Origin of the sequence: Sorangium sp. So ce321, assembly GCF_051530195.1 — a bacterium.
In the GTDB taxonomy this organism is placed as follows: Bacteria; Myxococcota_A; Polyangia; order Polyangiales; family Polyangiaceae; genus Sorangium.
Genome location: NZ_CP150329.1, coordinates 6807807 through 6825004 on the forward strand (window position 1 = coordinate 6807807; position 17198 = coordinate 6825004).

General features: G+C 71.3%; 12 protein-coding genes. 7 read left to right on the forward strand and 5 right to left on the reverse strand.

Annotated elements, in window-relative coordinates:
- Nucleotides 1-357 precede the first annotated feature (357 nt).
- Entirely contained in the window at nucleotides 358-1485 is a 1128-nt protein-coding gene (locus WME89_RS25180; protein WP_438011617.1) for a polysaccharide deacetylase family protein, read from the forward strand.
- Between the two features lie 115 nt (nucleotides 1486-1600).
- On the opposite strand, the gene WME89_RS25185 is transcribed toward WME89_RS25180, so the two are convergent.
- A complete protein-coding gene (locus WME89_RS25185; protein WP_438011618.1) occupies nucleotides 1601-3253 on the reverse strand; it encodes a choice-of-anchor Q domain-containing protein in 1653 nt (550 codons plus the stop codon).
- 411 nt (nucleotides 3254-3664) lie between these two features.
- Between WME89_RS25185 and gstA the strand changes: the two genes are divergently transcribed.
- On the forward strand, nucleotides 3665-4270 hold the full coding sequence (gstA, locus tag WME89_RS25190; protein WP_438011619.1) for a glutathione transferase GstA: 606 nt from the start codon (nucleotides 3665-3667) through the stop codon (nucleotides 4268-4270).
- 30 nt (nucleotides 4271-4300) lie between these two features.
- Here gstA and WME89_RS25195 read toward each other — a convergent pair whose 3' ends face one another.
- Nucleotides 4301-5326 carry a zinc-dependent alcohol dehydrogenase family protein gene (locus tag WME89_RS25195; RefSeq protein WP_438011620.1) on the reverse strand — a complete coding sequence of 342 codons (1026 nt, stop codon included), beginning with the start codon at nucleotides 5324-5326 and terminating at the stop codon, nucleotides 4301-4303.
- A 202-nt stretch (nucleotides 5327-5528) separates the two neighbouring features.
- Here WME89_RS25195 and WME89_RS25200 point away from each other — a divergent pair, with 202 nt between their 5' ends.
- Nucleotides 5529-6440, forward strand: coding sequence for a LysR family transcriptional regulator (locus WME89_RS25200; RefSeq protein WP_438011621.1), 912 nt, complete (start codon nucleotides 5529-5531; stop codon nucleotides 6438-6440).
- A 17-nt stretch (nucleotides 6441-6457) separates the two neighbouring features.
- Here the strand turns inward: WME89_RS25200 and WME89_RS25205 are convergent, their stop codons facing one another.
- A complete protein-coding gene (locus WME89_RS25205) occupies nucleotides 6458-6856 on the reverse strand; it encodes a hypothetical protein (RefSeq protein ID WP_438011622.1) in 399 nt (132 codons plus the stop codon).
- A 196-nt stretch (nucleotides 6857-7052) separates the two neighbouring features.
- Between WME89_RS25205 and WME89_RS25210 the strand changes: the two genes are divergently transcribed.
- Nucleotides 7053-7856, forward strand: coding sequence for a helix-turn-helix domain-containing protein (locus WME89_RS25210; RefSeq protein ID WP_438011623.1), 804 nt, complete (start codon nucleotides 7053-7055; stop codon nucleotides 7854-7856).
- 113 nt (nucleotides 7857-7969) lie between these two features.
- Here the strand turns inward: WME89_RS25210 and WME89_RS25215 are convergent, their stop codons facing one another.
- Nucleotides 7970-9469, reverse strand: coding sequence for a serine/threonine-protein kinase (locus WME89_RS25215; RefSeq protein ID WP_438011624.1), 1500 nt, complete (start codon nucleotides 9467-9469; stop codon nucleotides 7970-7972).
- A gap of 406 nt (nucleotides 9470-9875) precedes the next feature.
- Here WME89_RS25215 and WME89_RS25220 point away from each other — a divergent pair, with 406 nt between their 5' ends.
- Nucleotides 9876-10778, forward strand: coding sequence for a metallophosphoesterase family protein (locus WME89_RS25220; RefSeq protein WP_438011625.1), 903 nt, complete (start codon nucleotides 9876-9878; stop codon nucleotides 10776-10778).
- A gap of 133 nt (nucleotides 10779-10911) precedes the next feature.
- On the opposite strand, the gene WME89_RS25225 is transcribed toward WME89_RS25220, so the two are convergent.
- Entirely contained in the window at nucleotides 10912-11811 is a 900-nt protein-coding gene (locus WME89_RS25225) for an S-adenosylmethionine decarboxylase (RefSeq protein WP_438011626.1), read from the reverse strand.
- 679 nt (nucleotides 11812-12490) lie between these two features.
- On the opposite strand from WME89_RS25225, the gene WME89_RS25230 reads away from it, so the two are divergent.
- Both WME89_RS25230 and WME89_RS25235 read left to right on the forward strand, forming a co-directional pair.
- Nucleotides 12491-14785 carry a response regulator gene (locus tag WME89_RS25230; RefSeq protein WP_438011627.1) on the forward strand — a complete coding sequence of 765 codons (2295 nt, stop codon included), beginning with the start codon at nucleotides 12491-12493 and terminating at the stop codon, nucleotides 14783-14785.
- Nucleotides 14786-14957: 172 nt separating this feature from the next.
- The gene (locus WME89_RS25235) at nucleotides 14958-16982 is read left to right on the forward strand and encodes an ATP-binding protein (RefSeq protein WP_438011628.1); all 2025 of its coding nucleotides are present in this window, start codon (nucleotides 14958-14960) and stop codon (nucleotides 16980-16982) included.
- The last annotated feature ends 216 nt before the right edge of the window (nucleotides 16983-17198 follow it).

A 17198-nucleotide genomic window follows, 5' to 3' on the forward strand; every position in this document is an offset into this window, starting at 1 on the left:
CGCTCTAACATCACCCTACGGCCCGACACGGGTCCTCACGGACCAGATTTTACCGCAGCGCGCCGATCCCGAATCAGATCACGACTCTCGCGCACCGCAGGTTGTCCAGACTGTTGCTGATTTCGATTGTCCTGTTTTCGATCGTTCTTATAGTACCAGCAGCTGAGCCTACTCCCTCACGGCCCGCGTCGGGTCGAGCAGGGCAATTTGCAGAGAGCTCTGCCTTCCGCCTTCCGCGCAGGTGGCGCTGCCCTCCATCGCCCCGATCCGCGGGCACAGGGCGGAGGGGCGCTCCTCGGTGACTGCTGGAGGCCAGAGAGCGATGCAGGTGGTCAACGCACGAGAAGAGAGACACGGATGTCGAGCATAGTCCAACGGCTCTCGGACCTGCTGGCCGTCCCCTGGGCGACTCGGCCGTTCGCCCCGGTGATGCGCGGCCGCGCCAGCATCCTCGTGCTGCACCGCCTCGCGGACCCGGATCGCGGCATCGTGGGCCTCGATCCGCGCGTCCTCCGGCGCGCCCTGGAGTTCCTCCGGCGCGAGCGCTACCCGGTTGTGTCGCTCGAGAGGATCTTCCGCGGCCTCGCGGGCGAGGAGCCGCCGCTCGACCGGGCGGTCGCCTTCACGCTGGACGACGGCACCATCGACCAGGCGGACGTCGCCGCGCCCCTCTTCGCCGAGTTCGACTATCCGGCCACCATCTTCGTCATCACCGACTTCCTGGACGGCAAGTCGTGGTGCTGGTGGCACCGCGTGGAGTACATGTTCGAGTCGACGCGGCGCCGGCAGTTCAGCGTCCAGCTGGGCGGCGACGAGCTCGTCTATCACCTGGACGAGGCGGACGCGAGGCCGCGGCTCGCGCGGCATTTCATGGAGCGGTGCAAGCGGGTCTCCGAGGCCGAGAAGCTCGAGGGCATCGAGCGGCTCACCGCCGCCGCCGAGGTCGAGCTCCCCGCGCGCCCGCCTGCGCGTTACGCGCCCATGTCGTGGGACGCCCTCCGCGCCTGGGAGGCGCGCGGCATCACGTTCGGCCCCCACTCGCTCACCCACCCCGTGCTCTCCCGGACGGACGACGCGCAATCCGAGCGCGAGATCGCCGGGTCCTGGGCCCGCCTCTCTGCCGAGGCCAGCCGCCCGGTCCCCATCTTCTGCTACCCGAACGGCCACACGGGCAGTGACTTCGGCCCTCGCGAGGTGTCCACGCTGCGCCGGCTCGGCTTCCGGGGCGCGGTCACCAACTGGCCGCACGACTGGGTGAGCGCAGAGGATTTCCGGAGCTCCCCTGACGCGCCGTTCGCCGTCCCCCGCATCGACTTCGGCGCGGATCATCGGGGCTTCGTCCACTCGGTCTCCGGCGTGTGGCGGACGAAGCACATGGTCCGCACCCACATCGAGATGTCGCGCGCGGAGCTCGCGCTCGCCGCCCAGGAGGGGCGGCGCCAGGGCCCGCCATCGAGCGCGCGGGCAGGCTCGGGCGCTGTCTAGTGTCGCGCGCCAGAAATGCCGCCAGAAACACAGGTCGATAGCGAGCGGTCGCTGGAAAGGCCGGAATGGCTTTGCGCGGGCCATCCTCCCACCCCGGAGCCAAGCGGGCACGCCGCTACGGAACCTCGACGGCACCCAGATCGCACACGGCGGTATTGCGCGGCTGCCCTCGTTGGTCCACAGGTTCGCAGCCCGCTCCGGCGCCCAGCACGGGGCTGCCCGCACCGGGCAGCATCGTGGAGGTGATACCTCCGTTATCGGCAGGATCCGCCAACTTCGGATCGGCGGCAATTGGATTGGAGATGCATGGATCCGAACCCACGCCCTTGAAGTCGGTCACCCACTGAAGGACGTGGTCGCCTGTACCCGTCGCGGAGCAACTATAGGCTTGGCCCCAGGGATTGCCCGCCTTGTTGTCGGCGAACACGGTGTTCTTGAAGACCCAATCGCTGCCACCGAAGAGAGCGCCACCGTGCCCGTTGGCGAAGTTCTTCGCGAAGGTCACGTTGTTCACGCGGAGCTTGTCCCCGAAGATCGCGCCGCCGAAGCCGTCCGTGGCCTTGTTCGAGTAGAACGTGGAGTCGGTGATGGTGCAGGTCGGGTCGCAGTCGAGGTAGAGCCCCCCGCCGTGAGTCTCGCCGATGTTGGAGAGGAAGCTCGTGCCTTTGATGGTGATCTCGCCATTGCTGACGCGCATGCCGCCGCCCAGGGCCACGCCGGTGCCACCTGAATCCTTGCCGACCGTGTTCCCCTCGATGGTGCAGCGGTCGATGATGATCTTGTCCGGCGGATACACCCACAAAAACGCCGCGCCCCCTGCCCCATAAGCCTCGTTGTCCTGGAACCGGCTTCCGCAGATCTCGACCGTGCCTCCCGCGGTATCGACCCCGTCCTGCGGGTTCCTGTACGCGGGGTCCAATGCTCCATCGGTTCCAATGGCGCCCCCGTTGGAGTCAACGAGCGCCGAGTTGTCGGTGAAGTCCGAGTTCACGATGTGCAAAGGCGACCACAGGCTGTAGATGGCCCCGCCATACCTGGACTTGTTGCGTCGGAACTGACTCGCCACGACCGTCAGCGAGCTGCCCGTCCAGACCCCGATGGCCCCTCCGGCAGTACCTGCGATGTTGTCCTCGAACGTGCATCCGATCACCTCCACGTTGCTCCTCCACTCTCCCTTCACGGCTCCTCCGTTGCTGTCGTCCGGAGCCTTGCCGTTGGTGAAGCGCAGATTGCGCACGGACAGCTTGCTGGTCACGATGAAGATCCGTGACGTCCCGCCGCCGTCGAGGTTGATTTTCCCCGCCCCATCGACGACCGTCTCGGCGCCGACCTGGATTGGAGTCGAGATCGCGATCGTTACCGGGGAATCCCCGCAATTGAAGGTGACGTGTCCACCTGCAGTGACGGCCTCGCTCAGAGCGTCGGCCGTGCAGCTCGCGGCCGTCCCGTCGCCCACGACCTTTTTCGATGCAGGGGGCGCCCACGGGGTTGGCTCGTCGCAGCTCTGCCCAGGCACGGACGCGTCGCCGGATGCCGTGCTGCCGCCGGCTCCCGCGCCCGGGGCTGCGCCGCCGGCTCCCGCGCCGGGGGCTTCGCCGCCGGCTCCCGCGCCGGGGGCTTCGCCGCCGGCTACCGCCTTGGCGGCTACGCCGTCGGATCCGCCAGTCGCGCCATCGCTTCCGGCGGCAGAGTCCTCGCCCTGCGACCCGCACGCGCCAGTGGTCAGGACGACAGCAAAAGCATAAGTTTGCACACGAACAAAGCGCATATAAGCCTCCTTACGACGCACTCGCTATACTCTTTGTCTCGCTGCGCGTGGATGGGAAAATGCGGCACCGCGGTGCGTGGATGTCGGGCGATGGACGCGCGTCAGCCTGCACGCGCGCCGCATCCCCGCAGGCTGTGGAGTGAAGGCGACCCCTTCGATGGGTGGATAAGTTGTTGATATAGCGTTGCGTTTCCAGGAGGGGGGCGGATCATAGAAGGTTCTATACGTGAACCAGCGCGGACAGCGTGGATGTACGATGGGACGGCCACTACGAGGCGGCCGCTTTCACTCCACAGCCTGCGGGGTGGCGCCGCTCGTCCGCTCGTCGGCGCGGCGCACAGAGCATCGAGGCCAGCTTGACGGACGTCCGACGCTCGGGGAAGGTGTCCCCGAAAGCCCCTGGAGATCCCGATGAAGCTCTATTTCAGCCCTGGTGCCTGTTCGCTCTCCCCTCACATCGCGCTGCGGGAGGCGGGCCTTGAGTTCGACCTCGAGCAGGTCCACCTCGGCACGAAGAAGACGAAGTCGGGCGCCGACTTCACCCAGATCAACCCCAAGGGCTATGTCCCCGCGCTCGAGATCGAGGGCGGCGAGGTGCTCACCGAGGGTCCCGCGATCGTCCAGTACATCGCCGACAAGAAGCCCGAGTCCGGGCTCGCGCCTCCGGCCGGCACGCTCGGCCGCTACCGGCTGCAGGAGTGGCTGAACTTCATCAGCACCGAGCTGCACAAGCAGTTCACCCCCCTGTTCAAGCCGAAGACCCCGGAGGAGCAGAAGAGCGCCGCCAGGGAGTACGTGGGCCGCCGCTTCGGTCACGTGGCGCCGCGCCTCGAGGGCGCGCCGTACCTGATGGGCGAGCAGTTCACGGTGGCGGACGCCTACCTCTTCACCGTGCTCACCTGGACCAAGTTCGCGGGGATCGATCTCGGCCCCTGGCCTGCCCTCGCCCGGTACAAGGAGCGCGTCGGCGCCCGCCCGGCCGTCCAGGCGGCCCTGGCGGCAGAGCAGGGCAAGTAGGCCGCCAGGCCATCGCATCAGGCGGGGCGCTCAGGCGAGCGAGATCACGAGCTTGCCCACGTGCTCGCCCCGCCGCTGCGCCTCGATCGCCTCCCGGGCGGCCTCGAACGGATAGACGCGGTGGATCACCGGCCGGATGCGGTGGTGCGCCACCGCGCGCAGCATGTCCTCGAACATGTCGCGGCTGCCCACGCTGATGCCCTGGATGCGGGCGCGCTTCACCAGCATCGGCACCACGTCGAGCTCCGCCGAGGCGCCCGCGAGGAGGCCGACGAGGCTCACCTGACCGCCGTTGCGCAGCGCGCGGACCGAGCGCCGCAGATCGCCGCCCGCGACGTCCACGACGAGATCGACGCCCACGCCGCCCGTCAGCTCGAGCGCGCGCGCGTCCCAGCCCGGCGTCGACCGGTAGTTGATGAGGTCGGTCGCGCCGAGCTCGCGGGCCCGGGCGAGCTTCTCGTCGCTGCTCGACGCGACGATCACCCGCGCGCCGGACGCCCGCGCCAGCTGCAGGGCGAACACGGCGACCCCGCCGGTCCCGAGGACGAGGACCGTATCGCCCGGCCGCACGGGGGCGTCGACGTGGAGCGCCTGCCACGCGGTCACCGCCGCGATCGGCAGCGTCGAGCCCTCGTCGTAGGTGAGCGACGGCGGGAGGACGACCAGGCCGTCCTCGTCGAGCACGATGTACTCGGACAGCACCCCTGGCCTCGGATGGCCCAGGGCTGACTCGATCGTCGTCCGGGGCGTCGGGCGCCCGCCGAGCCACTTCTGCTGGAACAGCGTGGCCACGCGATCGCCGACGCGCAGCCGGCGCGCTTCCTCGCCGGCGGCGACCACCTCCCCCGCGCCGTCAGAGAGCGGCACCAGCGGCATCGAGAGGGAGGGATCGAACTGGCCATCGATGACCATCAGGTCCCGGTAATTGACGGACGCCGCGCGGACCCGGACGAGGACCTGTCCGCGCTTCGGCTCCGGGACGGGCAGCTCGACAGGGCGCAGGTGAGAGGTCCCGAACCCGCCCTCCAGGACCCACGCTTTCATTCGCTTCTCCATCGCACGCTCCTTTGCTCTCCGCGCGCGGCGCCGAGGGCGTCGCGGCGGGACTGGCCGTCTTCCCGGCGCACTCCGCGCCTCGCGGCCTTCCTTCGGTGCGCTCGCGGCTCAGGCGAGCACCTGAGAAGAGGTTAATTCATTCCAGAGCGCGCGTTAGAGGCTCCCAGGACACTTCTCTCGTTCCAGAGTAGAATGAATCGCGATGGACACGCTGACGAGCATCGAGTTCTTCGTGACGACGGTACAGGCGGGCAGCTTCGCCGCCGGGGCCAAGCGCCTCGGCGTCACGGCGTCGGCGGTCAGCCGCCGCATCGCGCGCCTCGAGGACGAGCTCGGCGTGCAGCTGCTCGCGCGCACCACGCGCTCGCTCCGGCTGACCGAGGACGGCGCCGCTTTCCTCGACCGGGGCGCGCGCATCGTCGAGGAGTACCGGGCCGCGACGGAGACGCTCAAGGGCACGCGCACGGCCCCGGCGGGCGCGCTCCGCGTCGACGCGGCCGTCGTGCTGGGCCGGACCCTGCTCGGGCCGAGGATCGCGGACTTCCTCCGCCGCTACCCGAAGATCCGCCTCGAGCTGACGCTGCGCGACCAGTTCATCGACCCTGTCGCGGAGGGGGTCGACGTCGCGGTGCGGCTCGGGCCGCTCCGCGACTCGACGCTCGTCGCGCGGCGCGTCGGCGAGATCCGCACCATGATCTGCGGCTCACCGGCGTACTTCCGCCGGCACGGCCGGCCCAGGCGCCTCGAGGATCTCGCGCGCCACGCGTGCCTCGGCTTCCTCCAGGACGGGCGCCCGACGCCGTACCGCTTCGTCGACGGCCAGCTGCCGCCGGCCGCCGCCGTCGAGGCGCGCTTCCACACGAACGACGCGGATCTCCTGCTGACCGGCGCGACCGCCGGGCTCGGGCTCGTCTACTCGTTCGACTTCCACGTCGAGGAGGCGCTCGCGCGCGGCGAGCTCGAGGCCGTGCAGCTGCGCGAGCCGAGCGTGACGTACCCGGTGCACGCGCTCTACCCGAGGAGCCGCCACCTCCTGCCGCGCGCGCGCGTCTTCGTCGACTTCCTCGCCGAGCTCTTCGAGGCCCGCCGCAAGAAGGCGCGGCCGGCCCCCTGACGACGGCGCCGCGTCGATCAGGCGGTCATCCGCGCCCGGCGCAGCCCGAGCGCCTGCGCCTCGGCGAAGAGCGCGACGACGAGCGCCTGCGCCAGGACGAAGGCGTAGCCGAGCGCCGTCGGGTCGACCCAGCCGAGCGCCAGAAGGAGCACGCTGTCGATCACCCAGAGCGCGTTCGCGATGACGACGCCGGCGACGGCGGCCCGCGCCGGCCGCTCGCGCGTGCCGAGCCACGCCACGATCGCCGCGAACGGGAGCAGGCTCGCTCCGGACCACCGGAGCAGCGCCTCCGGCAGGCCGACGAAGCCCGCGAGGGGCGCCGCGCCCGCGAGCATCAGGAGGCCAGTCGCGCCGCTGACGATCGCGTCGGCGAGGAGGGCACGGCGAAGGAAATGAGGAGAGGTCATGAACGACATGGTGGGCTCCTTTCGTGGGAATCCCGGGCTCATCGCCCCTGGGTGGACGGGACCAGATCGAGAGAGCCGCTGCGCGCACCGCACCGGCTCTCCGCAGCGCCCCTGACGCATGCCCACTATGGGTGGCCCCGGGCATGGGGTCGATTACCTCCCAGGTAATGGGCCGTCTTTCCTGGCGTGCTACGGTCGGCTCGCGATGATGAGCTCACAACCACCGATCGGGGGCCTCCTGCGCGAGTGGCGCCAGCGCCGCCGCCTGAGCCAGCTCGATCTCGCCTGCGAGGCCGACATCTCGACGCGCCACCTGAGCTTCCTGGAGACGGGCCGCGCGCAGCCGAGCCGCGACATGGTGCTCCACCTGGCGGAGCGCCTCGACGTGCCTTTGCGCGACCGCAACCAGCTCCTCGTGGCGGCGGGGTACGCGCCGCTCTATCCCGAGCGCAGCCTCGACGACCCCGCGCTCGCGGCGGCGCGCAAGGCGGTGGACCTCGTGCTCGCCGGGCACGAGCCGTATCCGGCGATCGCCATCGACCGGCACTGGACCCTCGTCGCCGCGAACAGCGCCGTCGGCCCCCTCCTGGCCGGCGCCGACCCCGCCCTCCTCCGCACGCCGGTCAACGTGCTGCGCCTGAGCCTGCACCCCCAGGGCCTGGCGCCGCGCATCGAGAACGCCCCCGAGTGGCGCGCGCACCTGCTCGCGCGCCTCCGCCGCCAGATCGAGGTGAGCGCCGATCCCGTCCTCGTGAAGCTCCTCGAGGAGCTCGGAAGTTATCCTGTGCCGGGAGGCTCGCGCCGCCCGGAGCCCGCACGCGAGCCGGGCCCCGCCGCCATCGCCGTGCCGCTCAGGCTCCGGGTCGAGGACCGCACCCTGAGCTTCCTCAGCACGACGATGGTCTTCGGCACGCCGGTCGACGTCACCCTGTCCGAGCTCGCCGTCGAGTCGTTCTTCCCCGCGGACCAGCCGACCGCCGAGGCGCTGCGCGCGACGGCGCAGCGCTGAGGAAAGGGCCTTTCCGAACATGGATCATTCTTGATCCATCATTGACGCGCGCCGTGCGCGGGCAGGCCCGGGGCCCTGCTCCGCCTGCGCGCGCGGGCCGCGCGACGAGCGAGCTACCTGTGCATGGCGATGTCGTTGCGGGGGAACGGCTTGATGCGCCGGGTGAGCCGCCCGGCCGAAGGCGCCGGCTTGCCGCGCCCGGGGGACCGCGACGGGCGCGCGGCCGGCTTCTTCTTCGACACCGGCCGCGCCGTCTCGCTCTTCTTCGCGGCCTCCTCCGGCGGCGCCGCCGCGGCCCCGACAGGCTCCGGGGGCTCCGGCGCGAGCAGCGGCCGCGGCGCCTCCACGACGCTCGCGAGGAGCGTCGCCTCGGTCGAGTCCGGCATCACGGCGCCGCGGGCGGCGACGGCCGCGAGCGCGGCGCCGTCGGCCGCCGTCGCGGTGTACCGGACGCCGAGGAACAGGCCCGCGCCGGCGAGCGCGGCGCCGAGGAGAGCGACCGTGGCGAGCCGCGCCGAAGGCCGCTTCTTGCGGCTCGACATCGTCATCATCACCGTCGTCGTGCGCTCGACCGTGGCGTCGCCCTCGCAGGGATCGGTGTCGGCCAGCGCCATCGACACGGGCGCTGGCGCGGGGTGGCGCACGGTGATCGCGCCGTCCTGCGAGCTCGCGCCCCGCGCCTCGATCAGGCCCTCCGCGCCCGTGTCCCGGGCGGTGGCAAGGCCCGGCGCATGGGTGGTGTCCAGGGTCGACGCGCCGCCGCTCCGCCGGCGCGGCGACAGCGCCCGCTCGAGCGCGTCGGCCATCTCCCTGGCGGACCCGAAGCGAGCGCTCGGGTCCAGCTGGAGGGCCCTGCGCATCCAGTCGTCGAGGGCGGGCGGCGCGTCGGGCCGGAGCGCGCTCGGCGGCTTGAACCGGCCGGCGTGCACGACGAGCGTGAGCGCCACGATCGACTCGGCGAAGAACGGAACCTGCCCGGTGATCGCGTGGTAGGCGACGACGCCGAGCGACCAGAGATCCGCCCGGAAATCGAGGTCCTTCGCGCTGATGAGCTGCTCCGGGCTCATGTAGAGCGGCGTCCCGACGACGTTCCCCGTCGTGGTGACGCGCAGGTCCCGGGCCCGCTTGGCGATGCCGAAGTCGAGCACCTTGACGAAGGTCTCGCCGTCCACCTCGGTCAGGAACAGGTTGTCGGGCTTGATGTCGCGGTGGACGATGCCGAGCCGGTGCGCCTGCCCGAGCGCCTTGGCCGTCTGCGTTACGATGCGGGCCACCTCGGCGAGCGGCAGCGAGCCGAGGCGGCGGATGCGCGCCCTGAGGTCCTCGCCGCGGAGCAGCTCCATCGCGATGTACGGCATGCCCTCCGACGTCAGCCCATGATCGAGGACCTGCGCCACGTGCGGGCTCGTGATCTGCGCCGCCGCCACCGCCTCGCGCCGGAACCGCTCCACGTACCCCGCGTCCTCCGCGAGCTCGGGCGACATGAACTTCACGGCGACCTGCGCCTTGAGCGAGAGGCGATCGGCGACCCAGATGCTCCCCATCCCGCCCCGCCGGAGAATGCGGACGAGCCGCAGCGCCGGGGTCACCATCTGGCCGGTGTGCAGGGGCATACCTCTGCTACTCCTTCTTGAAGAGGCTCGAGCCGGTGTGTCTGTCAGCTCCAGCCGAACACTCGCGTCAATAGATCACTACGCCGCCTCCATTGTCTCTGCAAGCGAAACACGCGTTGTTCCGCCCCATGTCCACCGGCTCGACCGCGCAGGACCTCGTCGATTTCAAGCCATTTCAACCAGGGTCATCGCCACGGACGGACGTCGAGGAGGTGCTGGTGTCGGCAAATGAGCGCACAGGGCGCGCGCCGAACAAGCACACAGGTGCGCACCGGTGGACAGGTCGAGGCCACATTGCGCGCGCCGCCGTCGCGGCGCGCGAGGTCAGGCAGCATTGGAGTCGCCGCGCCGCGCCCGCGATTCCCGGCTGCCGCCCGTCGCCCGCGACGATATGCTCCGCGCCCTCATGACACCGGACGACCCCCTCGAGATCGCCGTGCTCGGCGACGTCCACGGCCACCTCACGCTCGTCTATCAGCTGCTCCGGCGCTGGCAGCGCGAGACCGGCCGCGCGCTCGACCTGGTCCTCCAGGTCGGCGATCTCGGCGCGTTCCCTCCCCCGTTCCGGCTCGACCGCGCCACGAAGCGGTTCGCCGAGAGCGACCCAGACGAGCTGGGCTTCGCCGCCTACCACGAGGGCGGCCCGGAGGCCGACGCGGTCCTCGGGCCCGACGTGCCGCCGGATCAGCGCATATCCGCCGACCTGGTGTTCATCAGGGGCAATCACGAAGACTTCGAGTTCCTCGCCGAGGCGGGCGCCGGGTACGACGCGCCGGTCCCGGTCGATGCGTACCAGAAGATCCTGTATCTCCCGAACGGCGGCCGGTTCACCTTCCGCCGGGGCCCGCACCGCATCGCGATCGGCGGGCTGGGCGGCGTCTCCCACCAGGGCGGGCGGGCCGGCCGGGATCCCGTCTCGGAGCACTACACCGCGGGCGAGGTCCGCAAGCTGCGCTCCCGCGGCGACCGCATCGACGTGCTCCTGTCGCACGAGCCGCCCCACGGCGCCGCCGCCGCCATCCACCCGCGCTACGCGGACGGCGGCTCGCGCGACGTGCTCGAGCTGATCCGCGACCTCCGGCCGACATACCACTTCGCCGGGCACTACCACGAACCGGGACAGCGCCTCGCCGCGGCCGGCGAGACGCGGAGCTACGAGCTCAACGCCGTCAACTTCCTGAGGCCGCACCGGCTCAACCCGGGGTGCATCGGAGTGCTCCGCTGGGCTGGACCTGACGAGAGCGAGTTCGCCTTCGTCGACGCGCCATGGCTGGACGAGTACACCCGGTCGAACTACCGCACTCTGTGAAGGGGCCGCCGGCGCTGCCGGCGGGGCAGCGGCGCGGGACAGCGCCTGTCGCGGGGTGGGCGCGGGGCGCGCAGGCGGGCCAGGGCGCCCCACCCGGCCCCGCCCACCTGCGTCCGCGGCGCGCGGGCCGAGCTCAGCCCTTCGAGTTCTTCGGCCCGAGCGGGCCGCCGTCGCCGGGCATCCGCGCGTAGACGCCGGGGTGCGAGGCCGCGAGCCACTGGTTCACGTGGCTCATCACCTGCGGGCGCTCGGTCCGGAGCTGCAGGTAGCGCTGGCCGCGCGGGACGAGCACCTGCTCGGTCACGTTGCCGCCGAACTGCTCCGCGAGCACGCGCACGACCGGCTCCACGTCGAAGAACTTGCAGCTGAAGAGATCGAAGAACGCCTCGCCGCTGTCGGGGAAGATGTGCAGCGTGATGTGCGACTCCGCGATCATCACCATGGCGCTGATCACCGGCGTCCCCTCGCGCGTCGCCGTCTTCACCACGAACGGGCGCATGATCGGGGTCATCCCGATCTTCGAGGGCAGGTGATCGAAGATGTCGAACAGCGCGTCGAGCGAGGTGGGCCCGCGGTACGGGCTGAACTGCAGGAAGAGGTGAGGCCCGAAGTCGGCCTCCGGGCTCACCACCTCGTGCCCCCGGCGCTCCTGGAGATCTCCGCCCTCGCCCCGATCGACCGTCTGCGTGAACACGCTGCGGCACGGGAGCGTCGTCTGGAGCATCAGCTGGACCTTCTGGGGATCGAACGCCCCCGGGTACACGAGATCGGCGAAGAAGCACTCGCGGAAGCTGAAGGTGTGGATGGTGAGGTGCCCGCCGAGCAGCAGCACGAACGCGCTGATGCCGCAGTCCTCGGCCACCACGCCGTTGTAGTAGGGGAGGATGAACGGAGGCATCACCGGCTTGAGCCGGAGCACGCCAGGCACCTCCTCCAGGAGCTCCTGAGCCAGCTTCACGTCATCAAAACGGCTCCGGAAGCCGTGGAAGCCGTCCATCGTGAAATGGGTGAGGTTCTTGCGCGCCTTATGCATGTTGCCCCTTCGTCGACGAGTTGAGCGATGCTACTCCACACCGAGCGGGCGCGATCGGAGAAATTTGGCGAGCTGCCTCTCCTTCGCGTCACGCATGTGCGTCCCCCGATGATCAGGTGGGGAAGCCGGGGACAAGCATGTCTGTCGCCCGGCCAGGGCCCGCGATCCGCTGCGGCTACATCCGCCGCCTCGACGCGTCACGTGGGATGAGCTCGCCGGACCGGCGCTCGACGACCACTGCCGCGCTCGACCGGCGCGCCGGAGGAGGTCGGCCAGCCAGCGGCGGCGTCTGGCCGATGACAGGCCTCGATCCCGTCGCCGCGAGGCGCCCTCGGAGGAGCCCCGCGGGCGGCGAGAGGCGCTTGACTTCAAAAAAAGTCTTTCATTTGCCCCGATACTCGCCGTCAAGACAGCGTGACGGCTGGCGCTCATGGCGGGGTGGCCGACGCGATGCGACAAGCGGGTTGGCAGGCGAGAGATAGAGAGATATCGTCTCTCCTCCGGGATGCCGGCTCACTGAAAGAGTCCACCAGGGCGACCTGGACGCTCTCCCGGGGGGCGGGAACGCCGGCGCAGGAAATCCACCTCCGTGGATCTGGCGTCAGGGTGCGATAAAAAATGAAGCAGCGGTGTCATCCGTCGTCGCCCCGACGCGCAGAGGCGTAGAATCGCCGGAGCTATGACCCGATCCCCCTCCGACAAGGACGCGCACAAGAAGGCACCGACCAGCCCCGTGCCGTCGCGAGGGACCCCGCAGGATCCGAGCCCGTCGCGCAGCAACAACAGCAGCTACCTGCCGCCCGCGCCGCCCCTGCAGCGCAACAACAGCAGCTGCCTGCCGCCGGCGCCGCAGTCGAACCGCGGGGGCAGCACCCTCCCGCCTCCGCAGCACGTGCCGGCTCCCGCCCGCGGCAGCCATTTCCCGAACGACGCCCGCGTCCGGCGAGAGCGGCCGAGCACCCCGAACACGCCCGGCGGCGCTCCCCCGCCCGATGCGCGCGGCTGGCGAGAGCGCCCGCCCGCGGCGGCCGCGGCTGCGGTCGCCGCGCGCAGCGGCTTCGCCTCGCAGGACCCGTTCGCCACCTGGGACGCGGAGGCGACCGCCACGATGCCCGCGCCCCAGACGCCCGAACCGCCGAGCTCGCGCGTGCCGGACGCCTCGCGCCTCGACGATGTGGGCCGCGGTCACGCGCCGGCGTCGTCGCCGGGCAGGCGCATCGCGCCCGGCGGACCGGCCTCCGTGCAGCAGCCCCGCTTGCCGTCGGCGCGCGAGCCGCAGCGGCTGCACGAGCCGCACGGCGGGGGGCACGACCCGTACACGCCCATCAACCAGATCCTCGGCTACACGCGCCTGCTCGTGGCGTCGCTGCAGGGCAAGGTCGCGCCGCAGCACATCGAGGACATCCGCAACATCGAGCTCGCCTCGCGCAAGCTGCTCGGCATCGTCCAGGCGATGGAGAGCGGCGAGGAGGACGCGCCCTCGAGCGTGAACGTCAAGGTCCCCTCTTCGCACGAGGAGCCCGCGCTCCACGCGGAGGTCGAGGGCGGCGCGCGCGGCTCGATCCTCGTGGTCGACGACAGCCGCGGCAACCGCGACGTGCTCTGCCGGGTGCTGCAGAACAACGGCTTCCGCGCCGTGGCGGCCGAGGACGGCCCGCGCGCGCTCGGCCTGGCCGCGCGCGAGCGCTTCGACGCCGTGCTGCTCGACGTGAACATGCCCGGCATCAGCGGCCTCGGCGTGCTCTCCGCGATACGACAGAGCCGGTCGCAGGCGGAGCTGCCCGTGATCATGGTGACCACGCGGGGCGCGAGCGAGGACGTGGTGGAGTCGCTCAAGCTCGGCGCCAACGACCACGTGACGAAGCCGATCGACTTCGACATCCTGCTCGGGCGCCTCGACACGCAGCTCACGCTGAAGCGCTCGCGCGAGCAGCTGTCGCAGCTCGCCGCCGAGCTGTCGATCAAGAGCGAGTTCATCCGCAAGACGTTCGGCCGCTACCTGAGCGACGAGGTCGTGAGCCGCCTGCTCTCCTCGCCCGAGGCCCAGCTCCTCGGCGGCGAGGAGCGCGAGGTGACCATCATGATGACGGACCTCCGGAGCTTCACCACGATGACCGAGAACATGCCGCCCGAGGTCGTCATGCGCCTCCTGAACGGCTACCTCGGCGAGATGGCGCGCATCATCATCGCGCGCGGCGGCACGATCATCGAGTTCATCGGCGACGCGATCCTCGCGCTCTTCGGCGCCCCGTTCGCCACGGGCGACGACGCGCGCCGCGCGGTCGCCTGCGCGCTCGAGATGCAGATCGCGATGGACGCGGTGAACGACAGGAACAGCGCGGAGGGCCTGCCGACGCTGCAGATGGGCATCGCGCTCAACACCGGCCCGGTCGTCGTCGGCAACATCGGCTCCGAGGCGCGCACGAAATACGGCGTGGTCGGCGCCCAGGTCAACCTGACGTCCCGCATCGAGTCGTGCACGGTGGGCCGCCAGATCCTCATCGCGGACACGACGCGCCGCGCGGCCGGCGCGGGCCTCCTGCTCGGCCAGAGCCACGCGCTGGCCGTCAAGGGGTTCTCGACCCGCGTGCTGGTCCACGACGTGATGGGCCTCGACAACCCCGAGCGGCTCTACCTGCCCGAGCGGCGCGTCGAGATCCTCCCGCTCTCGTCGCCGCTGCCGGTCGTCTGCGCGCGCCTCGCCGGCAAGCGGGTGGAGGGCGAGCCGCAGTCCGCCTTCATCCTCGGGCTCTCGCCGTTCGGCGCCGTGCTGCGCCTGCACCCCCGCCCCGCGCCCTTCACCAACCTCCAGCTCCACCCGTCCGTCGCGCTCGCCGAGCAGCTCGGCGGCGAGCTGCACGCGAAGGTGATCGAGCTCGACCCGCGCGCCGACGACGTGGTGCGCATCCATTTCACCTCCTCGCCGCCGGGCCTCGCCGCGCTCGTGCAAGAGCTCCACCGCGCCGAGGCGTAGCGGCGGCGCGGACTCCCGCGCTGACGGCGCCCTCTCGCGAGCCTCTCGTGAGGGAGAGGCCCTTCGCTGGAAGATGGCAGTCGAGCCCACCGGCCGTCCCGGCTGGTCGCCGCCGGCGGCGGCGTCGCGGCTCGACCCAGGGGCATGGCAGGACTAAGCACCAAGCATGTCCGTGGCCCCCCGTCTGCGCCTCGCGAGCGTGACCAGCAGCAAGCGCTCCGCTCCGGCGCGTTACGGCGGCGCCCTGCTCATCGCGGGCTGCGCGATCGCGCTGAGGCTCTCCTTTCACTGGCTGCTGGGGGACGACGCGCCCTTCATCCTCTATTTCCCGGCGGTGGTGGCGGGCGCCTGGTTCGGGGGTCTCGACGGCGGTCTGGTCGTCACGGCGGTGTGCTCGGCCTTTGTCTGGTATTTCTCCTTCACCCCGCATCGCTCGTTCGCGCCTCCCCCTCTCCACAACACGGTCCAGCTCGGCACATTCGTCGCCTCCTCGGTGATGTGCTCGCTCCTGGCCGAGAACCTGCACCGGGCGAGGCGGCTCGCCGCGCGCAGCGCGGAGCGGCTCCGGATCGCGCAGGACCACTCGCTCGACGGGTTCGTGACGCTCTGGGCCGTCCGCGACGCGCCGGGGAGGATCGTGGACTTCCGGTGGGAGTACGTGAACCCCGCCGCGGCCAGGATGCTGGAGCGCGCGTCGGAGAGCCTGCTGGGCAAGGGTATTCTCCACACGCTGCCGGGCGACAGCGCCAAGCACGACGTCTTCGAGCGGTGCGCGCGCGTGGTCGAGACGGGCGAGCCTGTCGACATCGAGCTGCCCTGGGGAGAGGCGGATAGCCGCCGCTGGTTCCGGATCATGATCGTGAAGCTCCATGACGGGATCGCCGTCCACTTCAGCGACATCACGCGGCGCAAGCGGGCGGAGGAGGAGCGCGCGGCGCTCTTCGCGAGCGAGCGCCGCGCGCGCTCCCTGGCCGAGGAGGCCAATCGGCTGAAGGACGAGTTCCTGGCGACGGTCTCCCACGAGCTGCGGACGCCGCTCAACGCGATCCTCGGCTGGTCGCACCTCCTCCAGGCGAACGGCGCCGCAGCCGAGGCGGCCGAGCAGCGCGCGCGCGGGCTCGCGGCCATCGAGCGCAACGCCCGGTCTCAGGCGCGGCTCATCGAGGATATCCTCGACGTGTCCCGGATCATCTCGGGGAAGGTGCGGCTCGAGCGCCAGCTCGTCGATCTCGACGCGATCATCGGGTCTGCGGTCGAGTCGCTGCGCCCCGCGGCCGACGCGAAGGGGGTGGCGCTCGAGCTCGCCGTCGCCGCGCGCGGCGCCCGGGTCGTCGGCGACGCCACGCGGCTCCAGCAGGTGTGCTGGAACCTCGTCTCCAACGCCATCAAGTTCACGCCGGCGGGCGGGGTCGTCGGCGTCTCGATCGCGCAGCGGGGCGCGGATCTCCACGTCGAGGTCAGCGACACGGGGCAAGGCATCCGCCCCGAATTCCTGCCGTTCGTCTTCGATCGTTTCAGCCAGGCCGACAGCTCCACGACGCGCCGCCACGGCGGGCTCGGCCTCGGGCTCGCCATCGTGCGCCACCTGGTCGAGCTGCACGGCGGGAGCGTCTCGGCCCGCAGCGAGGGCGAGGGAAAGGGCGCGACGTTCGAGGTCGCGCTGCCGGTCGCCGGCCCGGCGCAGCTGGAGCGCCACGGCCTCGTCCAGGCGCGCGACGGCGCTGGCGGCGCCGACGTCGCGCGCGCGTCGCCGGGAGCGCTCGAGAGGCGCCTCGACGGGCTCCGCGTCCTCGTTGTCGACGACGAGGCCGACGCCGGCGAGATCGCCGGCGCGATGCTCCGGGAGCTCGGCGTCGAGCCACGGGTGGCGCGTTCGGCCGAGGAGGCGCTCCGCGCGCTCGTGGAGTTTCGTCCCGACATCCTCGTCTCGGATCTCGGGATGCCTCTCGAGGACGGCTTCTCCCTGATGCACAAGGTGCGGGCGCTCCCGCCGGACGCGGGCGGAGGCATTCCGGCGGTCGCGGTCACGGCCTACGCGCGGAGCGAGGACCGCCAGCGGGCGCTCGCGGCCGGCTTCCAGGCCTACCTCGCGAAGCCGATCAGCGCCGCGGATCTCGCCGACGCCGTGAGCAGCCTGGCCGCGCAGCTGCCCTCCGGCCCTGCCCGGGGGCGCGCTGCTGCGCCGGGAGAGGCCTGAGGCGCCAGAGGGACGGCGCCGCGTGGCCGCCCCCGGCGCGGCCGAATCCGGAACCGGCGCGATGACGGCCGATGGCTGCGGCACGGTGGGACGAGTATCGGACCCGAACCTCCCAGCGTCACAAGCAGCTGTGATGCACGACGTACCCACGCAGCTCCGCACGCAGGCCGCCAACCGTGGCGCTTCATCTCCTCAATCCCGAGGACAGATCGCGGC

Excerpts from the sequence above, each read along its gene's own strand:
- WME89_RS25215 (WP_438011624.1), bottom strand. The coding sequence starts at position 9,469 with ATGCCCCTGCACACCGGCCAGATGGTGACCCCGGCGCTGCGGCTCGTC.
- WME89_RS25210 (WP_438011623.1), top strand. The coding sequence starts at position 7,053 with ATGATGAGCTCACAACCACCGATCGGGGGCCTCCTGCGCGAGTGGCGC.
- WME89_RS25185 (WP_438011618.1), bottom strand. The coding sequence starts at position 3,253 with ATGCGCTTTGTTCGTGTGCAAACTTATGCTTTTGCTGTCGTCCTGACC.
- WME89_RS25180 (WP_438011617.1), top strand. The coding sequence starts at position 358 with ATGTCGAGCATAGTCCAACGGCTCTCGGACCTGCTGGCCGTCCCCTGG.
- WME89_RS25195 (WP_438011620.1), bottom strand. The coding sequence starts at position 5,326 with ATGGAGAAGCGAATGAAAGCGTGGGTCCTGGAGGGCGGGTTCGGGACC.
- WME89_RS25225 (WP_438011626.1), bottom strand. The coding sequence starts at position 11,811 with ATGCATAAGGCGCGCAAGAACCTCACCCATTTCACGATGGACGGCTTC.
- gstA (WP_438011619.1), top strand. The coding sequence starts at position 3,665 with ATGAAGCTCTATTTCAGCCCTGGTGCCTGTTCGCTCTCCCCTCACATC.
- WME89_RS25220 (WP_438011625.1), top strand. The coding sequence starts at position 9,876 with ATGACACCGGACGACCCCCTCGAGATCGCCGTGCTCGGCGACGTCCAC.
- WME89_RS25205 (WP_438011622.1), bottom strand. The coding sequence starts at position 6,856 with ATGTCGTTCATGACCTCTCCTCATTTCCTTCGCCGTGCCCTCCTCGCC.
- WME89_RS25200 (WP_438011621.1), top strand. The coding sequence starts at position 5,529 with ATGGACACGCTGACGAGCATCGAGTTCTTCGTGACGACGGTACAGGCG.
- WME89_RS25230 (WP_438011627.1), top strand. The coding sequence starts at position 12,491 with ATGACCCGATCCCCCTCCGACAAGGACGCGCACAAGAAGGCACCGACC.